Source organism: Maribacter sp., from assembly GCF_016744255.1.
GTDB lineage: Bacteria > Bacteroidota > Bacteroidia > Flavobacteriales > Flavobacteriaceae > Maribacter_B.
In genome coordinates, this window is record NZ_JADGES010000047.1 from 1 (window position 1) to 26053 (window position 26053).

Here is a 26053-nt window from a genome sequence, read left to right on the forward strand (position 1 = left end):
CGTATCTACTCCTGTAAAAGTCTGATCAGGAATACCATCGTAATTAAAATCGTTCCCTTCATTGTTATCTGGAACACTATCATTATCACTGTCTAAATCTATATAATCCTGCGTGTCTTCGCCGTCTGTATTTACTGGTATTAAACCATCTGGATATGCGGTATTCAATCCATTATTAGTAGCGTACGTAGCTGCATCATCTTCGTTTGGTGCTATATAACCATCGGTAGTTTGTGCTTCGATATTATCTGGTAACCCATCATTATCGGAATCTATATCTAAATGATTGGGAATACCATCATTGTCGGTATCTAATGCATCCGTTAATGGATTATCATCGCCATCTAAATTGGGGTCTTCTACCGTATCTAATATCCCGTCATTATCATCATCTAAATCTGTAACATCTGGAACACCATCATCATCCGTATCCGTTTCTGGACGGTCGTCTGTTGGGTCTAAATAATCGGGGGTACCATCATTATCACTATCATCATTCGTTGGGTCTCCGTCACCATCTGCATCTTCCATTGGTGTGTCTATATCATCGCCATCATCATCTAAATCTCTATAGTTAACATCTTCTGTTCCATCCGTATCGGGTAAATCTGTCTTTGGGTTTTCTATCTCATCGTTTACATCGAAACCATCATTTACATTACTGCCTTCATAACCATCATCTAAACCATCGCCATCCGTATCTACTCCTGTAAAAGTCTGATCAGGAATACCATCGTAATTAAAATCGTTCCCTTCATTGTTATCTGGAACACTATCATTATCACTGTCTAAATCCAAAAAATCAGGAGCATCTGTACCATCCGTATTAACAGTATATATACCTTCTTCCTCTAGCCCTTCATACGCATTATCTAACCCATCAAAATCTGAATCCTGCCCAGTTGGAGGAGTATAACCACTAGTTAATTGGCCTTCAATATTATCTGGCAACCCATCATTATCAGAATCTATATCTCTAAAATCGGGCTTAGTATCGCTATCCGAATTAACAGGATCAATACCATCTCCTCCATAAATATCATCTAATCCATTGTTATTTGCATCTACCCCAGATGGAGCAATATAATTATCATATAATTGACTTTCAATATTATCTAATATTCCATCATTATCAGAGTCTATATCCACATAATCTGGAATACTATCCCCATCGGTATCTATGGGATTAAGTCCTAGCTCATAAGAATCATCTATATCATTATTGTTAGCATCCCCTGTAGGAGGAATAAAATCCTCAGAAGTTTGTGCTTCCACTTTATCTTTAATACCATCATTGTCCGAATCAAAATCTCTAAAATTTGGAAATTCATCCGCATCAGAATTTATAGGAATTATACCAAATCCGTAAGAACCCTCGTAAGCATCGTCTAAACCATTATTATTATCATCTTCTCCAAATGGAGCGACATAATCCAGAAACTCTTGTGATTCTAAATTATCCCTAATACCGTCAATATCAGAATCTATATCCAAATAATCTGGGATACCACCTCTATCCGTATCGTATGGATTAACACCAAAACCATAAGACCCTTCATAGGCGTCATCCAAACCATTATCATTACCATCTATTCCTGTAGGAGCAACATACAATGAAGATTTTTGTCCTTCATAATTATCTAATATACCATCATTATCAGAATCTATATCTAAATAATTAGGTATACCATCTAAATCAGAATCTGTAGGATTTGTTACATGGTTATCATCTCCATCTTCATTAGCATCCTCAACAGTATTTAAGATACCATCGTTATCGTCATCTAAATCATTTTCGCAAAAAACGATAGAATTTGTTTCCACACTAGAATAAGAAAGCGAAATTCTAAACTCTTCAGCAAAAGTCATGGAGGTTACAAAAAACAAGCATAACCCTAGCCCATTTTTAGCGATTTTATTGAATGTATAATATGTAAAAAAATCCATAAGTGGCAGTAATTTTAGTGTTACTTATCACCATGGCTGGTAGGGAAAAATAATTAGGTAAGATGCTTGGGAGCAATGTATATTATTACGCAAGATAAATTTAAAATTCTTCTCTTCAAATTCTTTTTATTCTATTAATTATTATAAATCTTTTAAAAACATCTTTTCTCGTTGTATTACTGTTCTCCAATAGCTTTCCTACTATTATCAAAAAACAATCACTTTAGACGAATAGCAAATGATATGTATTTCATCGACTATATATGTATTTCGTCGGCGTTTTAAAAACAATAAAATTATTCATCTCCAATTACTTTTAATCTAAAGCCCTATTTAGAAAACCCTTTATTTACCGTATTTTTGCTCAAATTTACAGCATGGATTTTAAGACAGAAATAGAAAGAAGAAGAACATTTGGTATAATATCTCACCCTGATGCAGGTAAAACCACTCTGACAGAAAAACTTTTACTATTTGGAGGTGCTATTCAAGAAGCAGGTGCCGTTAAGAATAACAAAATAAAAAAGACTGCCACTAGTGATTTCATGGAAATTGAAAGACAAAGAGGGATTTCCGTTGCAACTTCTGTTTTAGCCTTTATTTATGGTGATAAAAAAATCAATATTCTAGATACTCCTGGACACAAAGATTTTGCAGAAGATACCTTTAGAACTTTAACTGCTGTAGATAGTGTTATTGTAGTTATTGACGTTGCAAAAGGTGTTGAGGAGCAAACTGTAAAATTGGTAGAAGTATGTAGAATGCGTAACATACCAATGTTAGTATTCATAAACAAATTAGACAGAGAAGGAAAAGATGCTTTTGATTTATTAGATGACTTAGAACAAAAACTAGGTCTTAAAGTAACCCCTTTGAGTTTTCCTATTGGAATGGGCTACGATTTTAAAGGTATATACAATATATATGAGAAAAATGTAAACCTGTTTAGTGGTGATAGTAAAAAAAATATAGAAGACACAATCGCTATTGACGACATTCATAGCCCCGAATTAACTCAACTAATTGGAGAAAATGCTGCAAATACTTTGCGAGATGACTTAGAACTAGTACAAGGCGTTTATCCTGAATTTGACAAAGAAGCATACTTAAAAGGGGAACAACAACCTGTATTTTTTGGATCGGCATTAAATAATTTTGGCGTAAGAGAATTATTAGATTGCTTTATAGATATAGCACCATCACCAAGACCAAAAATGGCAGAAGAACGTTTGGTAGATTCTAATGAAAAAGAACTTACCGGTTTTGTTTTTAAAATACATGCCAATATGGATCCAAAGCACAGAGACCGATTAGCTTTTGTAAAAATTGTCTCTGGAACTTTTGAAAGAAACAAGCCTTATCTGCATGTTCGTAATGGTAAAAAAGTAAAATTCTCTAGCCCTAATGCATTTTTTGCAGAAAGGAAAGAAATTGTAGATACATCATACCCAGGAGATATTGTTGGACTGCATGATACGGGTAATTTTAAAATTGGAGACACCTTAACAGAAGGAGAACAATTAAATTATAAAGGAATACCAAGTTTTTCACCAGAACATTTTAGATTCATTAATAATGCAGACCCTTTAAAGTCTAAACAATTATATAAAGGTATTGACCAGTTAATGGACGAAGGTGTTGCGCAACTTTTTACATTAGAATTAAATGGAAGAAAAATAATTGGTACCGTTGGAGCACTACAGTTTGAAGTTATACAATATAGATTAGAACACGAGTATAGTGCAAAATGCACCTATGAAAATCTTCCTGTTTTTAAAGCATGTTGGGTAGACCAATTTAACAACAAAACAGATGAATTTAAAGAATTTATTCGTGTTAAACAGAAGTTCTTAGCAAAGGACAAAAAGGGACAATTAGTATTTCTAGCAGATTCCAGTTTTTCTTTACAAATGACACAACAAAAATATCCTTCCGTAAAGCTTCATTTTACTTCAGAATTTAATTAAATAAAAAAAGCGATGAATTTTAAAATTCATCGCTTTTTTTATTATGCTTCTCCTGTTGGTCCAAAATTCATTGGTATAGGAGGTTGTTCATAGTCTTTGATTGTTCCATGTGCTTTTTCAAAGCGATCTACATTATCACTTAATGCTCTTAGGAATTTTTTTGCATGCTGCGGTGTTAAAACAATTCGACTTTTAACTTTTGCTTTAGGAGCACCAGGCATCATACTTATAAAATCTACTACAAACTCAGATACAGAATGGTTTATTATTGCAAGATTGGAATATATACCTTCTGCAGTTTTCTCATCTAACTCTATATTAATCTGCTGTTGTTTTTTCGATTCGTCATTCATAATTCTATATATTATTACTCTTATAAAACTTAAATACTTTAAAGTTAGTATAGAATGCATACAAAAAAATAACCCTCGATTTTCATCGAGGGTTATTTATAATTAAAACTTTAAAGCTTCTTTACGAGCCATAATTTCATCATACTCTTCTTTAGAGCCGACAATGATATTATCGTAATCTCGCATTCCTGTTCCTGCTGGTATTTTATGACCAACAATTACGTTCTCTTTTAAGCCTTCTAAAGTATCTACTTTACCACTTACAGCAGCTTCATTTAATACTTTAGTTGTTTCCTGGAAGGAAGCAGCAGAAATAAATGATTTTGTCTGTAATGAAGCTCTTGTAATACCTTGAAGTATTGGTGTTGCTGTAGCAGCTACAGCATCCCTTGCTTCGATTAAGTTCTTATCACCTCTTCTTAAAATTGAGTTCTCATCTCTAAGCTCTCTTGCAGAAATAATTTGTCCTGCTTTAATGCTATCAGAGTCTCCTGCTTCAACCACAACTTTTTTACCATAAATTTCATCATTTTCCAAAATAAAATCTTGCTTATGAATCAATTGGTTTTCTAAGAAAATAGTATCTCCCGGATCAACAATACGAACTTTACGCATCATTTGTCTTACAACTACCTCAAAGTGCTTGTCATTAATTTTCACCCCTTGTAAACGATATACTTCTTGTACTTCATTTACCAAGTACTGTTGTACTGCAGATGGCCCTTTAATTTTTAAGATATCTTCCGGTGTAATAGAACCGTCAGAAAGTGGCATACCTGCTCTAACATAATCATTTTCCTGAACTAAGATTTGATTAGAAAGTTTTACTAAATACTTCTTAACCTCTCCTAATTTAGATTCAATAATTATCTCACGGTTACCCCTCTTAATTTTTCCAAAAGAAACTACACCATCAATCTCAGAGACAACTGCTGGGTTAGATGGATTACGAGCTTCAAATAACTCAGTAACTCTTGGAAGACCACCCGTAATATCACCTGCTTTAGCAGATTTACGTGGAATTTTAACTAAGATTTGACCTTCTTTAATTTTATCATTATCATCTACCATTAAGTGAGAACTTACTGGTAAGTTATAAGAACGCAATACTTCATCGTTAGCATTCTTAATTAATAATGTTGGAATTAACTTTTTATTTCTAGATTCCGAAATTACTTTCTCTTGGAAACCAGTTTGTTCATCTATCTCTACTTGGTATGTAACACCTTGGTCTATATTTTCGTAAGAAATTTGACCTGGAAATTCTGAAACAATAACACCGTTATATGGATCCCAAGAACAAACTACATCATCCTTCGCTATTTTAGCTCCATTATCAATAAATAATTGAGAACCGTAAGGAATGTTATTTGTACTTAATACAATTCCAGTTTTAGCATCTACAACTTTGATTTCAGATGTTCTAGAAATTACAATTTTCGCTGGTTTACCTTCAGAATCTTCTCCGGTAACAGTTCTTAAATCTTCAATTTCTGCTACACCACCAAATTTAGCGATAAGCTTATTATCTTCAGAAATGTTACCTGCAATACCACCTACGTGGAATGTACGTAATGTTAACTGTGTTCCTGGCTCTCCAATAGATTGCGCAGCAACAACACCAACAGCTTCACCTCTTTGTACCATTTTGTTGGTAGATAAGTTTCTACCGTAACATTTAGCACAAATACCTTTTTTAGCCTCACATGTTAATGCTGATCGTACTTCAACTTTTTCCACTGGAGAAGCTGAAATTTTCTTAACATCTGACTCCATAACTTCCTGTCCTGCAGTAAGTAACAGCTCTTCTGTTAAAGGGTTATAAACATCGTGTAGAGAAACTCTACCTAATATTCTTTCTCCTAGTGTTTCTACAATCTCCTCATTCTTCTTTAAAGCTTTTACTTCAACACCTCTTAATGTCTCACAATCTTCAATGTTAACAATAACATCTTGAGAAACATCCACTAAACGACGTGTTAAGTAACCTGCATCTGCCGTTTTAAGAGCTGTATCTGCAAGACCTTTACGAGCACCGTGAGTAGAAATAAAGTATTCCAAAATCGAAAGCCCTTCCTTAAAGTTAGAAAGAATCGGGTTTTCAATAATTTCGCCACCACCGGCAGTAGATTTTTTAGGTTTCGCCATTAATCCACGCATACCTGTTAACTGACGGATTTGTTCTTTAGAACCCCTCGCACCAGAATCAAGCATCATATACACGGAATTAAATCCTTGTTGGTCCTCTCGAATACGCTTCATAGCTAATTCTGTTAGCTGTGCATTCGTAGATGTCCAAACATCAATAACCTGATTGTAACGTTCGTTATTAGTAATAAGACCCATATTATAGTTGGCCTTAATTCCATCTACTTGAACATTAGCTTCAGCAATCATTTCATGCTTTTCTTTAGGTATAATAATATCCCCTAAACTAAAAGATAATCCACCTTTAAAGGCAAAATCATATCCTAAATTTTTAATTCTATCTAAGAAATCTGCTGTTGTAGGTACATCCGTTACCGCTAAAATTCCGCCAATAATATCTCTTAATGATTTTTTATTCAATACATCATTGATATAACCAGCTGCTTCCGGCACTTCCATATTAAACATTACTCTACCTACTGTTGTTGGTATAATTTTGTTTACTAATTCTCCTTCTTCATTAAAATCTTTAGCGCGAACTTTAATTCCTGCATTAAGATTTACCATTCCTTCATTAAAAGCAATCTCTACCTCTTCATAAGAATAGAATGTTAACCCTTCTCCTTTAATTGGAACTTCTGGAGTAGATTTTCTTTCCTTAGTCATATAGTACAGACCCAAGACCATATCCTGTGATGGTACGGTAATTGGAGAACCATTCGCAGGGTTCAAGATATTATGAGAAGCTAACATTAATAACTGTGCTTCTAAAATAGCTTCTGGACCTAAAGGCAAATGAACCGCCATTTGATCTCCATCAAAATCTGCATTAAATGCAGTACATACTAATGGGTGAAGACGAATAGCTTTTCCTTCTATAAGTTTAGGCTGAAATGCTTGTATACCTAAACGGTGCAATGTTGGAGCACGGTTTAATAATACAGGATGCCCTTTAAGAACATTTTCTAAAATATCCCAAACTACAGGTTCTTTTTTATCTATTATTTTCTTCGCAGATTTAACTGTTTTTACAATACCTCTTTCAATTAACTTTCTAATTACAAAAGGCTTATAAAGCTCAGCAGCCATGTCTTTTGGAAGACCACATTCGAACAATCTCAATTCAGGTCCTACAACAATTACCGAACGAGCAGAATAATCCACACGCTTACCAAGTAAGTTTTGACGGAAACGACCTTGCTTACCTTTCAATGAATCGGAAAGCGATTTTAATGGTCTGTTAGATTCTGTTTTAACTGCGGATGCTTTACGTGTATTATCAAATAAAGAATCTACAGATTCCTGAAGCATACGTTTCTCATTTCTAAGAATTACTTCTGGAGCCTTGATTTCAACTAAACGTTTTAAACGATTATTACGAATAATAACTCTTCTATATAAATCATTTAAATCTGAAGTAGCAAAACGACCACCGTCTAATGGCACTAATGGACGTAATTCTGGTGGAATAACCGGAATTACTTTCATAATCATCCACTCTGGTCTGTTGTCTCTATTTTCTTGAGACTCTCTTAAAGCTTCAACAACTTGAAGTCTTTTTAAAGCCTCTGTTTTTCTTTGCTTAGAAGTCTCCGTATTAGCTTTATGCCTTAATTCATAAGACAGTTCAGTTAAGTCGATTCTAGCTAATAAATCAATTAAACATTCAGCGCCCATTTTAGCAATAAACTTATTTGGGTCTGAATCTTCTAAATATTGATTCTCCTGAGGTAACTCATCAGCAATATTTAAATATTCCTCTTCTGTTAAGAAATCCATTTTCTTAACCTCTTCTCCTTCTGACCCCTTAGCTATTCCAGGTTGAATAACCACGTAACGCTCGTAATAAATAATCATATCTAACTTCTTAGAAGGTAATCCAAGAAGGTATCCAATCTTATTAGGTAAAGAACGGAAGTACCAGATATGAGCTACAGGAACAACTAAATTAATATGCCCTACTCTGTCTCTACGTACTTTTTTCTCTGTTACTTCTACCCCGCAACGGTCACAAACAATACCACGGTAACGGATTCTCTTATATTTACCACAAGCACACTCATAATCCTTAACAGGACCAAAAATACGCTCACAGAAAAGACCATCTCTCTCTGGTTTGTGAGTTCTATAGTTAATAGTTTCAGGTTTTAAAACTTCCCCCTTAGATTCTCCTAAAATTGCTTCAGGAGACGCTAATCCGATGGAAATTTTATTAAACCTTTTTATTGGGTTATTATCTTTTATTCTAGCCATAATATAATGGTGATACTAAATTAACAATGTGTTCTTAAATCGTTTTATCCGATTTGACTATTCCTCTAATCTAATGTCTAAACCTAAACCTTTAAGTTCATGCATTAATACGTTAAAGGATTCTGGTAATCCAGGTTCTGGCATTGTTTCGCCTTTAACAATAGATTCATATGTTTTTGCTCTACCAATAACATCATCGGATTTAACCGTTAATATCTCTCTTAAGGTAGCAGACGCTCCATATGCCTCTAAAGCCCATACTTCCATCTCTCCAAAACGCTGACCACCAAATTGTGCTTTACCACCTAAAGGCTGTTGCGTAATTAATGAATAAGGTCCTATAGAACGAGCATGCATTTTATCATCTACCATATGTCCTAATTTCAACATATAGATAACACCAACTGTCGCTGGCTGATCAAAACGCTGACCTGTTCCACCATCATAAAGGTAAGTATGACCAAATCTTGGGATACCAGCCTCATCTGTATATGCGTTAATTTGATCTAAAGTAGCACCATCGAAAATTGGAGTACCAAACTTTTTACCAAGTTTAAGACCAGCCCAACCTAATACTGTTTCGTAAATCTGTCCAATGTTCATACGAGAAGGTACTCCTAATGGGTTTAATACAATATCCACTGGTGTTCCATCTTCTAAGAATGGCATATCTTCATGACGAACTATACGAGAAACAATACCTTTGTTTCCGTGACGTCCTGCCATTTTATCTCCTACTTTAAGCTTACGTTTTTTAGCAACATAAACCTTAGCTAGTTTTATAATACCTGCTGGCAACTCATCCCCTACAGAAATCGTAAACTTATCTCTTCTAAGATTTCCTTGAAAATCGTTTAATTTAATCTTATAGTTATGTAACAAATCCGCTAAAGAAGCATTTGTTTCCTTATCCGTAGTCCAACTTCCACCAACTAAATGAGCAAAGTCATCTACAGAGTTCAACATTTTCATAGTATACTTCTTGCCTTTTGGTAAAACCTCTTCACCTAAGTCATTTAATACACCTTGTGATGTTTTTCCATTAACTATAACAAATAATTTTTCAATTAAAATGTCTTTTAGTTGTTGGAATTTAACTTCATATTCTAATTCTAAATTAGAAATAGCCTCTTTATCTTCCGAACGCTTACGCTTATCTTTAATAGATCTAGAGAATAATTTCTTTTCAATTACAACACCTCTTAAAGATGGAGAAGCTTTTAAAGATGCATCTTTTACATCTCCTGCTTTATCTCCAAATATTGCTCTTAGTAATTTTTCTTCTGGTGTTGGATCTGATTCTCCTTTGGGTGTAATCTTACCAATTAGGATATCACCAGGCTTAACTTCAGCACCGATACGAATCATTCCATTTTCATCCAAGTCTTTTGTTGCTTCTTCTGAAACATTTGGAATATCATGTGTTAATTCTTCTGCTCCTAATTTTGTATCACGAACATCTAAAGAATATTCATCTACATGGATAGAAGTAAAGATATCTTCCCGTACCACTTTTTCAGAAATTACAATCGCATCTTCAAAGTTATACCCTTTCCAAGGCATAAAAGCTACCACTAAGTTTCTACCTAATGCTAATTCTCCTTTTTCAGTTGCGTATCCTTCACAAAGAACTTGTCCTTTCTTAACTCTATCCCCTTTTTGAACAATAGGTTTAAGGTTAATACTTGTTCCTTGATTCGTTTTTCTAAATTTAACTAGTTTATACGTTTTAGAATCTTCTTCAAAACTAACTAATCTCTCTTCGTCTGTACGATCGTATTTTACAGTTATTTTCTGAGAATCTACATACTCAATAACACCTGCTCCTTCGGCATTAATTAATACTCTAGAGTCTGATGCTACTTGACGCTCTAAACCTGTACCTACAATCGGTGATTGTGGTTTTAATAATGGCACTGCCTGACGCATCATGTTTGACCCCATCAATGCACGGTTGGCATCATCATGTTCCAAGAAAGGAATAAGAGATGCTGATATAGATGCTATTTGGTTTGGGGCAACATCCGTAAATTGTATTTCCGATGGATCTACAACTGGGAAATCACCTTCTTCTCTAGCAATTACTTTATCCGTATCAATAGTGCCATCTTCTTTTAAAGGAATATTTGCTTGCGCAATTTTCATTCCTTCTTCTTCTTCTGCACTTAAATATCTAAACTCATTAATATCCACCTTAGCATCCGTTACCTCACGGTAAGGAGTTTCTAAGAATCCCATTGGGTTCACCTTAGCAAATACTGCTAATGAAGAAATAAGACCAATGTTTGGACCTTCTGGTGTTTCAATAGGACATAATCTTCCGTAGTGCGTATAGTGAACATCACGAACCTCGAAACCAGCTCTTTCTCTTGATAAACCACCTGGTCCAAGTGCAGATAATCTACGCTTGTGTGTAATCTCTGCTAATGGATTCGTTTGATCCATAAACTGAGATAACTGGTTAGTCCCAAAGAAAGAATTAATAACCGATGATAATGTTTTTGCATTAATCAAATCGATTGGTGTAAAGACTTCATTATCACGAACGTTCATACGCTCACGAATAGTCCTAGCCATACGTGCTAAACCAACTCCAAATTGTTGTGATAATTGTTCACCAACTGTACGAACACGACGGTTAGAAAGGTGATCAATATCATCAATCTCTGCCTTAGAATTAATTAACTCAATTAAATACTTAATAATAGTTATAATATCTATCTTGGTTAAGACTTGCTTATCCATTCCAATATCTAACTGTAATTTTTTATTCATTCTATAACGACCAACTTCACCTAAGTTGTAACGCTGATCCGAAAAGAATAATTTATCAATAATACCTCTTGCAGTTTCCTCATCTGGCGGCTCTGCATTACGTAATTGACGGTATATATGTTCAACAGCCTCTTTCTCTGAGTTTGTTGGATCTTTCTGTAATGTGTTGTGAATTATAGCATAATCAGACTGAGCATTATTTTCTTTATGTAATAATACCGTCTTAACATCCGCATCCATAATTTCTTGAATATGATCTTTTTCAAGAATGGTGTCACGATCTAAAACAATTTCATTTCTTTCAATAGATACAACTTCACCTGTATCTTCATCTACGAAATCCTCATGCCAAGTGTTCAATACTCTAGCCGCAAGTTTACGACCTAACACCTTCTTTAATCCTGCCGCAGAAGCTTTAACCTCTTCAGAAAGATCAAAAATCTCTAATATATCTTTATCTCTTTCAAAGCCAATAGCTCTAAATAAAGTAGTGACAGGTAATTTTTTCTTTCTATCAATATATGCGTACATAACGCCATTGATATCCGTAGCAAATTCTATCCAAGAACCTTTAAAAGGAATTACTCTTGCAGAATATAGCTTTGTTCCATTCGCATGGAAAGATTGTCCAAAGAATACCCCTGGAGAACGGTGTAATTGAGATACTACAACTCTTTCTGCACCATTAATGACAAATGTACCACTAGGTGTCATGTAAGGAATAGTCCCTAAATACACATCTTGTACAATAGTCTCAAAATCTTCATGTTCTGGATCTGTACAATATAATTTAAGTCTAGCTTTTAATGGTACGCTATATGTAAGTCCACGTTCAATACATTCTTGTATTGAATATCTCGGTGGATCTATGAAATAATCTAAAAACTCCAATACAAACTGATTTCTAGTATCAGTTATTGGAAAATTTTCCATGAAGGTGTTATATAATCCTTCATCTCCTCTTTGATCAGATTTTGTTTCAAGTTGAAAGAAATCCTGAAAAGATTTAATCTGAATATCCAAGAAATCTGGATATTCCGGAGTGTTCTTAGCGGATGCAAAATTTATTCTTTGAGTCTGATTTTTGAACATCTATGGACAGTATTTTGATCGTGAATACTAAATGGGTTGTATACCTCTTAATATACTTAATATATAAAAAAGGCTTAGGTCTAAGCGCAAAATGCGAAAAGACCTAAACCATAAGTGCTATATGTTGTTGCTATTATTTAAGCTCAACTTCTGCTCCTGCTTCTTCTAATGAAGTTTTAATTCCTTCAGCTTCGTCTTTAGAAACACCTTCTTTAATTGCTTTTGGTGCGCTATCAACGATATCTTTAGCATCTTTTAAACCTAAACCAGTTAATTCTTTAACTAATTTTACAACTGCTAATTTAGAAGCACCTGCTGCTTTTAAGATAACATCAAATTCTGTTTGCTCTTCAGCAGCTTCTCCACCAGCGGCAGCACCACCAGCAGCAACAGCTACTGCAGCAGCTGCAGGCTCTATACCGTATTCATCTTTTAATATATCAGCTAATTCGTTTACCTCTTTTACTGTAAGATTAACTAATTGCTCTGCGAAATCTTTTAAATCTGCCATTTTTACTATCGTTTAATAAATTTTTAAAATATAATTGTTTTTAGTGCGTACTATCTTTCAGACAATGTCTTAAGGATTCCAGCTAGTTTACCACCACCTGATTTAAGTCCAGAAATAACATTCTTAGCAGGAGATTGTAATAATCCAATAATCTCGCCAATCATTTCTTCTTTAGACTTAATGCTAACTAAAGCATCCAAATTCTCATCACCAATATAAACCGCTTCTTCTACGAAAGCTCCTTTTAATAAAGGCTTATCAGATTTTTTTCTGAAATTCTTTATTAATTTTGCAGGTGCATTTCCGATTTCAGAAAACATTAAAGAAGTATTTCCTTTTAATACCTCAGGAAGTTCTCCAAATTCTCTATCAGAAGCTTCCATTGCTTTTGCAAGCAATGTATTCTTAACTACAGCCAGTCTAATATCCGCCTTGAAACACGCTCTTCTTAAATCTGAAGTAGTCACTGCATCAAGACCAGAAATATCTGCCAAATAAATGGTAGAACTTTCCCCTAACTGCGTAGTCAAATCTTGTATAACGTTTGCTTTTTCTTCTCTTGTCATAATTAAATTTTTAAACTACCAGCTATTTAAACTGTTTTTGGATCTAATTGTAAACTAGGACTCATTGTACTAGACATGAAAATAGATTTCATGTACACCCCTTTAGACGCCGTAGGCTTTAATTTATTTAAAGTTTCTAATAATTCTTTAGCATTTCCTGCAATTTTATCTGCAGAAAAAGAAGCCTTTCCTATTGCAGCATGCACGATACCAGTCTTATCCACCTTAAAATCAATCTTACCTGCTTTTACTTCTGTAACTGCTTTAGCCACATCCATTGTTACAGTACCTGTTTTTGGATTCGGCATTAAACCTCTTGGCCCTAACACACGACCTAAAGGACCTAATTTACCCATAACGCTTGGCATTGTGATGATTACATCAACATCTGTCCAACCGCTTTTAATTTTATCCAAATACTCATCTAAACCAACATAATCCGCCCCAGCTGCTGTAGCTTCTGCTTCTTTATCTGGTGTTACCAAAGCCAAAACTTTTACATCTTTACCTGTTCCATGAGGAAGTGTTACTACCCCACGAACCATTTGATTTGCTTTTCTTGGATCCACACCCAAACGAACAGCTAAATCTATTGATGCATCAAATTTTGTATTGGTTATTTCTTTTACTAAAGCAGACGCCTCATCAACAGAATAAAGTTTATCTTTTTCTATTTTAGCACGAGCCTCCTTTTGGTTCTTTGTTAACTTTGCCATTTAATTGCTTTTAAGATTTTAAAAAGGTCTTTTACCTGCAACTTTTAAACCCATAGATCTTGCCGTTCCTGCGATCATGCTCATTGCTGATTCTACAGTAAATGCATTTAAATCTACCATCTTGTCGTCGGCTATTGCCTTAACCTGGTCCCAAGTTACATTACCCGATTTTACTCTGTTAGGTTCGCCAGATCCTTTTTTAATCTTAGCTGCTTCCAATAACTGAACTGCCGCTGGTGGTGTTTTTACAACAAAATCAAACGATTTGTCTTTATATACCGTGATAACAACTGGTAATACTTTACCTGGTTTATCCTGTGTACGAGCATTAAACTGCTTACAGAACTCCATAATGTTAACACCGGCAGCACCTAAGGCGGGTCCAACCGGTGGCGACGGATTCGCAGCACCTCCCCTAACTTGTAGCTTAACTACTTTACCTACTTCTTTTGCCATTGTTTTAAATTAAATTGAAAGCGTATCGATGGAAGCGATACTACTCTTAAATATGTAACAAATTATACTAAACTTTCTCTACTTGCATATAACTTAATTCTAATGGTGTTTTTCTTCCAAAAATTTTCACCATTACCTCAAGCTTACGCTTTTCCTCATTAATTTTTTCAACCGTTCCGTTAAATCCATTAAAAGGACCATCTATTACTTTTACCGTTTCTCCAAAAACAAAAGGTATAGCTACACTATCTGTATTCACAGTTAACTCATCCACTTTACCTAACATTCTATTTACCTCTGCTTTTCTTAACGGAACAGGATCCCCTCCTTTTGTTTCCCCTAAAAAACCAATAACATTTGTAATAGACCTAATAATATGAATCATCTCTCCACCCAAATTGGCTTTAATCATGATATATCCAGGGAAATAAACCCTTTCCTTATTAACTTTTTTTCCTTTTCTAATTTGAACCACTTTTTCAGTAGGCACCAAAACATCCTCTAAATAATCTGAAAAACCCAAACGAGATACTTCACTTTCTATGTATCCTTTTATTTTGTGTTCCTGACCACTAACAGCTCTTACAACATACCATTTCTTTTCCAATACTTCAGACATGAGCGTAGCTTAATTTAAAACGTTATCAAAATACAAACGAACCAACTTACTTAAACCCGAATCCACACCCCAAGTTGCCAAAGCAAATAAGATAGAGAATACCGCAACAACAACCATAAGATTCGAAGATTCTGAACGCGGCGGAAGAGTTACATTATTTCTCAACTCTTCTATAGATTCTTTTATATAAGTTAACATAGTTGTTTATTTTTTTCAATTTTACAAGAAACAGAACATTTATCCTTTTCTTTCGCACGGGAGGAGAGGCTCGAACTCACGACACCTGGTTTTGGAGACCAGTGCTCTACCAACTGAGCTACTCCCGTTTGTATTTACAGTGAAAGGTATCTGCCATTGGCAGATACCCTTATAATGTAAAAACTATAAATTATTTTAATCTAAAATCTTAGTTACCTGACCAGCACCTACCGTTCTACCACCTTCACGAATTGCAAAACGCAAACCTAAGCTTAATGCAATTGGAGATAATAACTCAACAATAATAGTAAGGTTATCACCAGGCATAACCATCTCAACCCCTGAAGGAAGATTAATAGTACCTGTTACATCCGTAGTTCTTACGTAAAACTGTGGACGATAGTTATTATGAAATGGTGTATGACGACCACCTTCTTCTTTTTTAAGAACATAAACCTCAGCTTCAAACTTAGCATGTGGAGTCACAGAACCTGGCTTACAGATTACCATACCTCTACTAATTTGAGATTTTTCAATACCTCTTAATAAGATACCAACATTATCTCCTGCCTCACCTCTATCTAATATCTTACGGAACATCTCAACTCCAGTAACTGTAGAAGTTAATTTTTCAGCACCCATACCAATAATATCAACAGCATCACCTGTGTTTGCAACACCAGTTTCAATACGACCTGTAGCAACAGTTCCACGACCAGTAATTGTAAAAACATCTTCAATTGGCATTAAGAAATCTTTTTCAACATCTCTTTTTGGCAATTCGATCCAAGCATCAACCTCTTCCATTAATTTCATTACTGTATCTACCCACTTTTGCTCACCATTAAGTGCACCCAAAGCAGAACCAGCAACAACAGGTCCATTATCACCATCATACTCATAGAAAGAAAGTAATTCTCTTACCTCCATCTCAACAAGCTCTAAAAGCTCTTCATCATCAACCATATCCACTTTATTCATGAATACAACCATTCTTGGAATACCAACCTGACGACCCAACAAGATATGCTCACGAGTTTGTGGCATTGGACCATCTGTAGCAGCAACAACCAATATAGCACCATCCATTTGCGCAGCACCAGTTACCATATTCTTCACGTAATCGGCGTGACCAGGACAATCTACGTGTGCGTAGTGACGATTTGCAGTAGAATACTCTACGTGCGATGTATTAATTGTAATACCTCTTTCTTTTTCCTCAGGAGCGTTATCGATAGAATCGAAACTTCTTAATTCAGAAAGACCTGCATTTGCTAAAACTGTAGTAATAGCAGCAGTTAATGTAGTTTTACCGTGATCTACGTGTCCAATAGTACCTATATTTAAGTGCGGTTTGGAACGATCGAAAGTTTCCTTTGCCATGTTTAATGAATTTTAATCTTTAGTTTATATTAGTGTACAAATTTATGCCAAAATTGAGCCAATGACGAGATTTGAACTCGTGACCTCTTCCTTACCAAGGAAACGCTCTACCCCTGAGCTACACCGGCGTAAAGTGTTAAACCTAACACCTTAAACAACCAAAGCTCATTAAAGGTGTAATTTATTTACAGAAAAAACAGAAGCAACCCAAGGTCGATTCTGTTTTTTATGTTTTGAGCGGGAGACCGGGTTCGAACCGGCGACATTCAGCTTGGAAGGCTGACGCTCTACCAACTGAGCTACTCCCGCTTATTTACTTCTTGAAATTAATTTTCAGAAAGCAAAATTACAACATTTTCAAAATTTCAAAAAACTATTTTTAAACAATCTTTTTAAAGCTATCTAAATTTTAGCTCTGCAAAAGTAACCTTTTAAAAGTACTTTTTAAAATTTTTTGTGGGGAGAGCAGGATTCGAACCTGCGAAGACGTAGTCAGCAGATTTACAGTCTGCCCTCGTTGGCCGCTTGAGTATCTCCCCAAAACCATAATTTAAAGAACTTTTTAAAGAGCCGATGGAGGGACTCGAACCCACGACCTGCTGATTACAAATCAGCTGCTCTAGCCAGCTGAGCTACATCGGCTTTTTACTTTTTCTGTTATAAAAAAGTCCGCTATTTCTAACGGACTGCAAATGTATACGTTTTTTTGTTTATTCAAAACAAAAATTAAAAAAAAATTCATCAAGATTTTGCTCTAATTTTTTCTTTCTTTTTTATTAGCCTTCTTTCCAGCGAATTACAGGCAGAATCCACAGCTTCTTCAAATGACTTGCATTGCTTTTTTACTACAAAATTATCCTTAGGTATATTCAATTTTATCTCTACAATCTTATTTTCTTTCAAATTATTGTTATCTAATTTCAAAAACACATCCGAACTAATCACTTTATCATAGAAGGTTTCTAACTTATCTAACCTATTTTGAACAAATTCAATTAACCCTTCTTCCGCATTAAAATTCACGGATTGTGTATTTACTTTCATAGAATATTATTTTAAAAGTTAAACAATGTATTTTACAATTTACGCCCTCTAGGATGAGCGGAAGCATGTACTTTCTTTAATACTTCGATACCGTTATGAGTATAAACCTGTGTTGATGCTAAACTAGAATGCCCCAACAACTCTTTTACCGAATTTAAATCTGCCCCTTTATTGAGCATATGAGTAGCAAACGTATGCCTAAGTATATGCGGACTCTTTTTTACCTTAGTAGATACCTTACTAAAATACCCATTTATAACTCTATAAACAAGAGTTTCATATATTTTATTGCCCGATTTTAAAAGAAACACATTACCCTCATCTTTTATAACACACAACTCCTTTCTTTCCTTAAAATACTGCAAAAACAATTCTACTGTAGATTCCAGCATAGGCATTATACGCTCCTTATTACGTTTTCCGAGCACTTTTAAACTGCGAGTCTCCAAGCTTACGTTATTGCATTTTAAATGAATAAGCTCTGCTCTGCGCATTCCTGTAGCATACAACAAGTCTATCATTAACTTATCTCTCACCCCCTCAAAACCTTTTGGATACACTATTTGCGACAAAACCTTTTCCATTTCTTCTTCAGAAAAAGGGACTTCTATTTTTTTTGAAACTTTTAAAGCCTTGTGCTTCACCAAAGGAGATACCTCTATCGCTTCTATTCGCAACAAAAACTTATAGTACGCTTTTAAAGATGCCATTTTACGATTAACGGTACGGTTTGCCACACCTTCTCCTACCAAAGAAACAACCCAACTCCTAACTAAAGTATACTCTATTCTATCTATATCCGAAATTTTATATTCCTGTAGACAAAAAGCCACAAAAGACTCTATATCTTTTTTATACGCTTGCACTGTGTACTTAGAATACTTCTTTTCTAATAAAAGATAATCAAAAAAAGGAGCTAATACCATACTCTCAAAGTTAGCACAAAATTTAATTTAATTCCATAAAAAAATCCTGCTAATAGCAGGATTTTTAATATTGAAATAGATTAATTAATCTAAATTTCTTCTTGATCTCTTAAACCTTGTATGTATTGCGCTTTTTGTATTTGCGCTCTACGTGTTACAGATGGCTTGTTGAACTGCTGACGCTTTCTCAACTGGCGCATTGTACCGGTTTTATCGAACTTTCGCTTAAAACGCTTTAAAGCTCTATCTATGTTTTCTCCTTCTTTAATTGGTATAATTAACATATGCTACTACCTCCTCTCTTTTGTGATTAAGGCTGCAAATATACTATTTATATTCACATGACAAGCCTTATTGAAAATTATTTTAATTAAACTTCTACCGCTGGCTTGTAGTCTTTCTTATCTATAATAATTTTAGACAAGATTTCTTTCAGTATTTCTGAAGTTCCTCCTCCAATAGGACCACACCTACTATCTCTAAACAATCTCGCTAAAGGGTAATCTTCCATAAAACCATACCCTCCTAACATTTGCAAACAATCATAAATTGTTTCATCTGCCATTTTTGTAGAAAGCATTTTAGACATAGTCGCTTCTTTTACGACATATTCACCGTTATTTAACCTTTGTGTTACTGAATAATTAAACTCTTTACACATTGTCATCTCTGCCGATCTTTCTGCTATCTTATGCCTTAATGCCTGGTATTGATTAATCTGTTTACCAAAAGCTGTTCGCTCCGACATATAATCTATTGCATAATCTAAAGCGTATTCTGCTCTTGCATGCGCATTAATACCCATTATTAATCTTTCCAAGGCAAAGTGCTGCATAATATAAGGAAAACCTTTCCCTTCTTCACCCATTAAATTTTCAACTGGTATTTTTACATTATCAAACGCTATTTCACCCGTATCCGAAGCACGCCATCCTAATTTATCTAATTTAACAGCACTAACTCCTGAGGTTTCTCTATCTACAACAAAGACACTAATACCCTTATTTCCTAATTCTGGAGCTGTTTTAGCTGTAACTACTAAATAATCACTCAAAACACCATTAGTAATAAATGTTTTGGACCCATTTAACACATAGTAATCTCCTTCTTTAATAGCGGTAGTCCTCATACCAGAAACATCGGATCCTGCAAAAGGCTCCGAAATACACAAACAACCTATTTTATCCCCAGCTATACTTGGAGCAAGATATTCTTCTTTTATGCGCTCATCTCCTTCTTTATTTAGATGCGTCATAGCCAAATACATATGAGCCCAAATAGCGGCTGCGAAACCAAGAGAATTTACTTTTTGAAGTTCTTCAAGCAAAATTACTGTATAAAACAAATCTAGCTCAAGGCCACCATATTTTACAGGATAGGTTAAACCTAAATAACCCATATCCCCAAATTTCTTCCAAATAAAACGCTCGATAGCACCGTCTTTTTCCCACTTATCTACATGTGGCACCACCTCTTTTTTTAAGAAATTTTTTAAACTCTCACGAAACAAGTTATGTTCTTCACTAAAATATCTTTTATCCATGCTAAATTTTGCTATCCCTGAAATACGTTATTTAAGCTTCAAATATAACTTAATTTTATCAATTTTTTTAAATGGGAAATTTTTAATATTTGACAATTCATCAAAAGAAGTGATGGAATCGTTGAGATTTCTGTAATTTACAACCTCAAAAGCAACCTTTTTTTGAATATATAATAATTTTGACAGTTCTGAAGGCGTTGCTGTATTTATATTAATTTTTTTAATTTCGGGAACCTTTATCACTTTATACTGTTTCAGAACCCTTTCTGCAACATCTGGCTTTAAGCCATAAACATCAAACAATTGCTTGTCTATTAAAAAACCACCCAAAGCATTTCTAAATTTTACTATTCTTTTGGAGAGGGTTTCCCCTATTCCGGAGACAGACTGCAACTCCTCAACAGTACAGTCATTTAAATCTTTAACCGGAAATATTTCTATATCCCTATACTTATTTTGCTTATTCTTTTTCTTTTTCCATTCCGGAAATTTAAAATAAGGTCTAAGAATGTGCAGTAAAGAATCTGACACTTTAGTTACTTCTTGAAACTCTTTTGCCGAATTCACAAAACGCTTCTTATCTCTAAATGCATGTAACCTATCTATTTCAGGAACGGACATGCCTAAAGTGTACCCTTTATAATCACTTATAAAATTAGGATTAAACGGATAGATTTTTTTCTCCTCAACAAGAGCATTTTTAGTTTTTAAGGCATCAACCTTGGCCTGCTCTTCTGTATTAAGAATAAATCCGTCTTCCTCGTTGCTAGATAATCTACCATACAGATAATAACCCAATTGAAGAACTGTTATTAACAACAGTAAATAAAATATCCCACTTCGTTCTTGTCTAGAGAATTCAAAGTGGGATTTAAAATTTTTCAAAAGATATTTTTATTACAATTTAGCTTCTTTAATAGCTCTTAAATATCTATCTAATTCTTTTTTAACAACAGGAAACAAAAAGAACAAACCTACCATATTAGGGAATACCATTGCAAAAATCATAGCATCTGAGAAAGCCCAAATAGATTTCATACTTGCTGCAGCTCCAATGATAATAAAAGTTAAAAATAACAATTTATATACCATATCGGCTGTTTTACCTCTACCGAATAAAAATTTCCAAGACTGTAAGCCATAGTAAGACCAAGATATCATAGTAGATACAGCGAATAAAACCACTGCAATCGTTAAAAACACATTAGAATAAGGAATGTACTGTGCAAAGGCGATAGAAGTAATCCCCGCTCCTTCATACGAAACACCATCTATCATAACAGAACCTTCGCCACCATACTCAAAAGCTCCTCCAAAATTAAAAATAATGATTACCAAGGCGGTCATTGTACAAATTACAACCGTATCTATAAAAGGCTCTAACAAGGCTACCAAACCTTCCGATGCAGAATACTTTGTCTTAACCGCAGAATGCGCAATAGATGCAGAACCTGCACCAGCTTCATTAGAAAAAGCCGCTCTCTTAAAACCTACTAATAAGACACCTATTAAAGTACCAACTCCGATTGCTGTCGGATTGAATGCTTCTTTAAATATCAATGAAAACGCATCATCTATTAAAGAAAAATTACTAAGAATAATATACAAACAGGCTATTACATACATGACAGCCATAAAAGGCACCACTTTTTCTGTTACCTGGGCTATTCTTTTAATTCCACCTATTATTATAATACCTACTAGTATTGCTAAAATAACACCGATAATTGCACCAGCGCTAGTGCTGGTTAACCCCATTAATTCTTTTATAACAATAGTAGCCTGATTGGATTGTGCAGCATTACCACCACCAAAGGAACCTCCGATACAAAAGACAGCAAAAATTACTGCTACTATTTTACCTAAAACAGCAAAACCTTTTTCTTTTAACCCTTTACTTAAATAGTACATTGGACCTCCGTAAACAGTACCATCTTCACCAACATCTCTATACTGAACCCCTAAGGTACATTCTACAAATTTAGAAGACATTCCTAAAAGCCCACAAATAACCATCCAAAAAGTTGCCCCTGGTCCTCCTAAAGCAATTGCCAATGCAACACCCGCAATATTACCATTCCCCACAGTTCCAGAAACTGCTGTCGCCAAAGCTTGAAAATGTGTTACTTCCCCTTCTCTACTTTCATCTTCTATAGTATCCACAATATCACCATCAACAATGTTAACGTCCGATTTCTCGACACCATGGTGATCCACCTCATCATATTTACCCCTTACCACGTTTATTGCTTTTGCAAAAAACCTAATATTAGGAAAACCAAAATATAAAGTAAAAAACAAAGCACTAAATACCAACAATATTAAAATGAAAGGAATACCAAATACAGGGAAGAAAATAACTGCTGTAAAAAAATCTGCAACTGGCCTAAAAGCCTGATCTATTTGCTGATCTAAGCCGACCTCTTGTGCCATGGATAATAAAGGTGTAAATAATGCGAAAAATGCTAGAAGTTTATACTTCATAATATTAAAGTTGTATTTATTAAATTAGTTAGTCAGCAAGCAATATCTAAAAAATAATGCCCGTTATCAAATATATAGGTAAAATAATCTTATTCTATATGGAACATTTTATTCAATTTTTTAATTTGTTCTGGCCTCCCCAAAACAATCACTTTACTTTTAGGCTGCAATTTCATGTCTGCTTCAGGGTTAATAATATATTCTCCATCTGGAGCTATATAGCCAATTATTGTGCAGCCTGTTTTTCTACGTAAATCTAAATCTCGAAGAGAATTACAGTCTACTTGATCCGCAAAATCTTCGATAGCCACTTCTTCTAAATTTGTAGTATGCTCCCCTTCTATAGAGAGCTTATCCATAAAAGTTATTAAATCTGGCATAACGACTAACGAAGCCATATGGTCTCCTCCAATTTTATCGGGCATAATTACTTGGTCTGCACCTGCTAGTTGTAGCTTCTTTTGTGATGTAACTAAAGAAGCCCTACTAACTATAAACAAATCTTTATTTATTTGCCTAGCAGAAAGGACTACGAACAGGTTCGATGCATCATCTGGCAGTGTCGCTATTAAATATTGTGCTCTATCAATACCCGCCTCTATTAAAACCTCATCTTCATTAGCATCTCCCTCTACAAATAGAATTTCTTCTTCAAATTTTTCTATTATTTCTTTATTCCTCTCTACAACAACAAAAGACCTTTTATACGCTTTTAATCTTGCTGCAGCTTGCATTCCGTTTCTACCGTAACCACATACTATAACATGGTTTGACAATTTTCCAATCGTATTTTTCACTTTCTTCTTTTTTAATAGTTGCATGGAATTCCTACTCAAAATATATTCTGTAATTACAGAAATAGCAAAAGCAAAAATAAAAACACTAGATATTATTAAAACTACCGTAAATAATTTTCCTTCCGTATCCATAGGTTGCACCTCCGAAAAACCAACGGTTGTAACCGTTATAATAGTCATATACATGGCATCTACCCATGAATAATCGCAAATTACTCGGTAGCCCAACACTCCAAATAACAGCACGAACAGCATTAGCCCTATTGCTACATAAAATCTTGTTCTAAATAGTTTTGCCATAGTCATAAATCAAAAACGGAGGTTCTTTTGGTGTGCACTAAATCTTTTATTTTCAACCAAAAAGCAACAAATAAGTATAGTGCAAATCCAAAACCTAGGGTAACAAAAGTTAAGTATATAAAGGAAGTGCGAACTACTCTTGCTCTTATTCCCAATCGATCAGCAATACGCCCACAAACCTCAAACCCTCTCTTTTGAAAATAATATAAAATTTTATAGAAAAAATTCATGGTCTAAAATTAGGTATTTACTTTTAATAAACTAGCCCCAATAGCACATTGCAGACATTTATTTTTAGTGCAGTAATTATTATACAATTGTAATAAAGCCTGGCTATCTTTTGCGGATAAAGAATAAATACCAATCTTTTTAAAATTATTTATAGTAGAATTATCTTCTGTAGCGATTTCAGAAATAATTTTAAGTAACTCTTCATCTATGTCTTTTCCTAAACTTTTGGTGTAATAAAATTTAAAAGGAAGTATCGTATTTATTATAATTAAATCTACAAACTTATTAGTAATCCTTTTCTTATTTTTTTTAGATTCCTTACCAAAAGTAAAATGCGTATCCCAATACTCACTAGCATTTACCTTAAAAATAGCACGTAAATCCTTTAAAGATGTTTCGCCTATTAATTTGGAGAATAAATTTTGATGTACGCTATATAAATTAGAAAATTGAGATAACCTTATGGTAGGAAAATTAGGCGGTCTTAATTTAAAAAATTTAGGATTAATTATCCCTTCCTCCGTAAGACTAAATTTATTTTTTAAAAATTGATATTCTTTATGTAACCTAATATAATAACTGTCTAAACACTCCTCTCCTTTCAAAATTCCTGATAAGCCATAAAGAGCACTTTCTAACTGAAACCCATTATTCTTAAGTTTTGAAACAATAGATGGATTCAATGCCGACTGTAAACTAAAAAAAGAGTCTCCATTAATTTTTAATCCAAAATTCTTTAAGAGCATAATAAAAAGTACATACTCCCAATCGTTGTTAGATTTTAGCAATAGTTCTTTTATAATTTCTGTCTTTTGTTCTAAACGTTCAAAAAATAAACGCTCTAGCCAATTTAGAACCACAAAACTATCCATTGTTTTAATATTCCTTTCACAGTTAACAAAGGTAATATCTGCGCTATTAAATAAGGCTTCGTGTTTTTTTAAAAAATCTTTCTCTATATAGGATTTTAACTCTAGCGTAGGTATTTTGGAATTGTCGCTTCTAAAAACTGCAGCATCATCTTCCCAAACAACATGCAGAATTACGGAATTATAATTGTTGTCTACTTCATGATTATGCACATACCAATCGGAGGATTTAATATGAATCTCTACATTACCCACCCATAATTGCTCTTCCATACGGATATGCGAATTAAAGAAATCTGGCCCTGATTGGTGATTATGCTGGCCTATTTTCACAATAGAAATGGGCACCCCATCTGTTGTTTTTAAACCTATATTAGGTAACTTTTTATGCTTCCAAATAAAATGTAATAAGTCTTCGCGCATTAATCTATAATAAAATACCTAAGAGTTAGAAATGAAAAAACCCACTTAAAAGTGGGTTTAATTTACTAAATCTATTTTACTTACTCTGCAACTTCACCTTCCCAATTCATAAAACCACCTACTAAATTATAAGCATTTTCAATTCCAATACTATTCATAATTGCACAAGCTTGCCCACTACGGTTACCAGAACGGCAGTATACATAAAAATTCTTTGTCTTATCTAATTTTTCTATTTCTGTCAAAAAATCCTGACCTAAATAAATATCAATATTTGTAGAATTAGGAATATATCCTTCTTCCACTTCATCTGAGGTTCTTACATCTAAAACAAAAGCGTTAGCATCTTTCGTTAGTTGTTCTTCCCATTCTTGCTGTGATAAATCTGCCATTTTTAAATACTTTTTTTTTTGATATTTCAAAAATACTATTTTTAGATGAAGGTCTTACCT

21 protein-coding genes, 5 tRNA genes and 1 pseudogene are annotated in these 26053 nt (G+C 34.2%); 1 reads left to right on the forward strand and 26 read right to left on the reverse strand.

Annotated elements, in window-relative coordinates:
- Nucleotides 1-1947: pseudogene (locus QZZ51_RS09415) on the reverse strand (gliding motility-associated C-terminal domain-containing protein); the annotation flags it as partial.
- A 377-nt stretch (nucleotides 1948-2324) separates the two neighbouring features.
- On the opposite strand from QZZ51_RS09415, the gene QZZ51_RS09420 reads away from it, so the two are divergent.
- A complete protein-coding gene (locus tag QZZ51_RS09420) occupies nucleotides 2325-3914 on the forward strand; it encodes a peptide chain release factor 3 (protein WP_291869001.1) in 1590 nt (529 codons plus the stop codon).
- 41 nt (nucleotides 3915-3955) lie between these two features.
- Here the strand turns inward: QZZ51_RS09420 and QZZ51_RS09425 are convergent, their stop codons facing one another.
- The 25 genes from QZZ51_RS09425 to QZZ51_RS09545 form a co-directional block, all read right to left on the reverse strand.
- Nucleotides 3956-4267 (reverse strand): DUF3467 domain-containing protein, encoded by a 312-nt coding sequence (locus tag QZZ51_RS09425; protein ID WP_291869002.1) that lies wholly within the window; start codon nucleotides 4265-4267, stop codon nucleotides 3956-3958.
- A 102-nt stretch (nucleotides 4268-4369) separates the two neighbouring features.
- A complete protein-coding gene (gene rpoC, locus QZZ51_RS09430) occupies nucleotides 4370-8668 on the reverse strand; it encodes a DNA-directed RNA polymerase subunit beta' (RefSeq protein ID WP_291869003.1) in 4299 nt (1432 codons plus the stop codon).
- A gap of 57 nt (nucleotides 8669-8725) precedes the next feature.
- Nucleotides 8726-12535, reverse strand: coding sequence for a DNA-directed RNA polymerase subunit beta (gene rpoB / locus QZZ51_RS09435; protein ID WP_291869004.1), 3810 nt, complete (start codon nucleotides 12533-12535; stop codon nucleotides 8726-8728).
- Between the two features lie 133 nt (nucleotides 12536-12668).
- A complete protein-coding gene (gene rplL, locus QZZ51_RS09440) occupies nucleotides 12669-13046 on the reverse strand; it encodes a 50S ribosomal protein L7/L12 (protein ID WP_291869005.1) in 378 nt (125 codons plus the stop codon).
- Nucleotides 13047-13096: 50 nt separating this feature from the next.
- Nucleotides 13097-13612, reverse strand: coding sequence for a 50S ribosomal protein L10 (gene rplJ / locus QZZ51_RS09445; RefSeq protein ID WP_291869006.1), 516 nt, complete (start codon nucleotides 13610-13612; stop codon nucleotides 13097-13099).
- 26 nt (nucleotides 13613-13638) lie between these two features.
- Nucleotides 13639-14328, reverse strand: a complete 690-nt coding sequence (gene rplA / locus QZZ51_RS09450; RefSeq protein ID WP_291869007.1) for a 50S ribosomal protein L1 — start codon at nucleotides 14326-14328, stop codon at nucleotides 13639-13641.
- 18 nt (nucleotides 14329-14346) lie between these two features.
- Nucleotides 14347-14784, reverse strand: a complete 438-nt coding sequence (rplK, locus tag QZZ51_RS09455; RefSeq protein WP_291869008.1) for a 50S ribosomal protein L11 — start codon at nucleotides 14782-14784, stop codon at nucleotides 14347-14349.
- A 67-nt stretch (nucleotides 14785-14851) separates the two neighbouring features.
- Nucleotides 14852-15403, reverse strand: a complete 552-nt coding sequence (nusG, locus tag QZZ51_RS09460; protein WP_291869009.1) for a transcription termination/antitermination protein NusG — start codon at nucleotides 15401-15403, stop codon at nucleotides 14852-14854.
- Nucleotides 15404-15412: 9 nt separating this feature from the next.
- Nucleotides 15413-15601 carry a preprotein translocase subunit SecE gene (gene secE, locus QZZ51_RS09465; RefSeq protein WP_291869010.1) on the reverse strand — a complete coding sequence of 63 codons (189 nt, stop codon included), beginning with the start codon at nucleotides 15599-15601 and terminating at the stop codon, nucleotides 15413-15415.
- A gap of 55 nt (nucleotides 15602-15656) precedes the next feature.
- Nucleotides 15657-15729, reverse strand: a tRNA-Trp gene (locus QZZ51_RS09470).
- A 67-nt stretch (nucleotides 15730-15796) separates the two neighbouring features.
- The gene (gene tuf / locus QZZ51_RS09475) at nucleotides 15797-16984 is read right to left on the reverse strand and encodes an elongation factor Tu (RefSeq protein ID WP_291869011.1); all 1188 of its coding nucleotides are present in this window, start codon (nucleotides 16982-16984) and stop codon (nucleotides 15797-15799) included.
- A 56-nt stretch (nucleotides 16985-17040) separates the two neighbouring features.
- Nucleotides 17041-17112: transfer RNA gene (locus QZZ51_RS09480), tRNA-Thr, on the reverse strand.
- A 108-nt stretch (nucleotides 17113-17220) separates the two neighbouring features.
- Nucleotides 17221-17293: transfer RNA gene (locus QZZ51_RS09485), tRNA-Gly, on the reverse strand.
- A 148-nt stretch (nucleotides 17294-17441) separates the two neighbouring features.
- Nucleotides 17442-17523: transfer RNA gene (locus tag QZZ51_RS09490), tRNA-Tyr, on the reverse strand.
- Nucleotides 17524-17552: 29 nt separating this feature from the next.
- Nucleotides 17553-17626, reverse strand: a tRNA-Thr gene (locus QZZ51_RS09495).
- A gap of 99 nt (nucleotides 17627-17725) precedes the next feature.
- Nucleotides 17726-18028 carry a ribosome-associated translation inhibitor RaiA gene (gene raiA / locus QZZ51_RS09500; RefSeq protein ID WP_291869012.1) on the reverse strand — a complete coding sequence of 101 codons (303 nt, stop codon included), beginning with the start codon at nucleotides 18026-18028 and terminating at the stop codon, nucleotides 17726-17728.
- 32 nt (nucleotides 18029-18060) lie between these two features.
- On the reverse strand, nucleotides 18061-18954 hold the full coding sequence (locus QZZ51_RS09505; RefSeq protein WP_291869013.1) for a tyrosine-type recombinase/integrase: 894 nt from the start codon (nucleotides 18952-18954) through the stop codon (nucleotides 18061-18063).
- An 89-nt stretch (nucleotides 18955-19043) separates the two neighbouring features.
- Nucleotides 19044-19238 (reverse strand): 30S ribosomal protein S21, encoded by a 195-nt coding sequence (gene rpsU, locus QZZ51_RS09510; protein ID WP_291869014.1) that lies wholly within the window; start codon nucleotides 19236-19238, stop codon nucleotides 19044-19046.
- 86 nt (nucleotides 19239-19324) lie between these two features.
- A complete protein-coding gene (locus tag QZZ51_RS09515) occupies nucleotides 19325-20497 on the reverse strand; it encodes an acyl-CoA dehydrogenase family protein (RefSeq protein WP_291869015.1) in 1173 nt (390 codons plus the stop codon).
- A gap of 27 nt (nucleotides 20498-20524) precedes the next feature.
- Nucleotides 20525-21382 carry a helix-hairpin-helix domain-containing protein gene (locus QZZ51_RS09520; protein WP_291869016.1) on the reverse strand — a complete coding sequence of 286 codons (858 nt, stop codon included), beginning with the start codon at nucleotides 21380-21382 and terminating at the stop codon, nucleotides 20525-20527.
- Nucleotides 21383-21394: 12 nt separating this feature from the next.
- Complete coding sequence (locus tag QZZ51_RS09525; protein ID WP_291869017.1) at nucleotides 21395-22981, reverse strand: alanine/glycine:cation symporter family protein; 1587 nt, start codon at nucleotides 22979-22981, stop codon at nucleotides 21395-21397.
- Between the two features lie 89 nt (nucleotides 22982-23070).
- Complete coding sequence (locus QZZ51_RS09530) at nucleotides 23071-24078, reverse strand: potassium channel protein (RefSeq protein ID WP_291869020.1); 1008 nt, start codon at nucleotides 24076-24078, stop codon at nucleotides 23071-23073.
- Between the two features lie 2 nt (nucleotides 24079-24080).
- Nucleotides 24081-24308, reverse strand: a complete 228-nt coding sequence (locus tag QZZ51_RS09535; RefSeq protein WP_291869022.1) for a PspC domain-containing protein — start codon at nucleotides 24306-24308, stop codon at nucleotides 24081-24083.
- Nucleotides 24309-24317: 9 nt separating this feature from the next.
- Nucleotides 24318-25601: a DUF2851 family protein gene (locus QZZ51_RS09540; protein WP_291869024.1), complete on the reverse strand. Its 1284-nt coding sequence runs from the start codon at nucleotides 25599-25601 to the stop codon at nucleotides 24318-24320.
- A gap of 80 nt (nucleotides 25602-25681) precedes the next feature.
- Nucleotides 25682-25993, reverse strand: a complete 312-nt coding sequence (locus tag QZZ51_RS09545; protein WP_291869026.1) for a rhodanese-like domain-containing protein — start codon at nucleotides 25991-25993, stop codon at nucleotides 25682-25684.
- Nucleotides 25994-26053 lie beyond the last annotated feature (60 nt).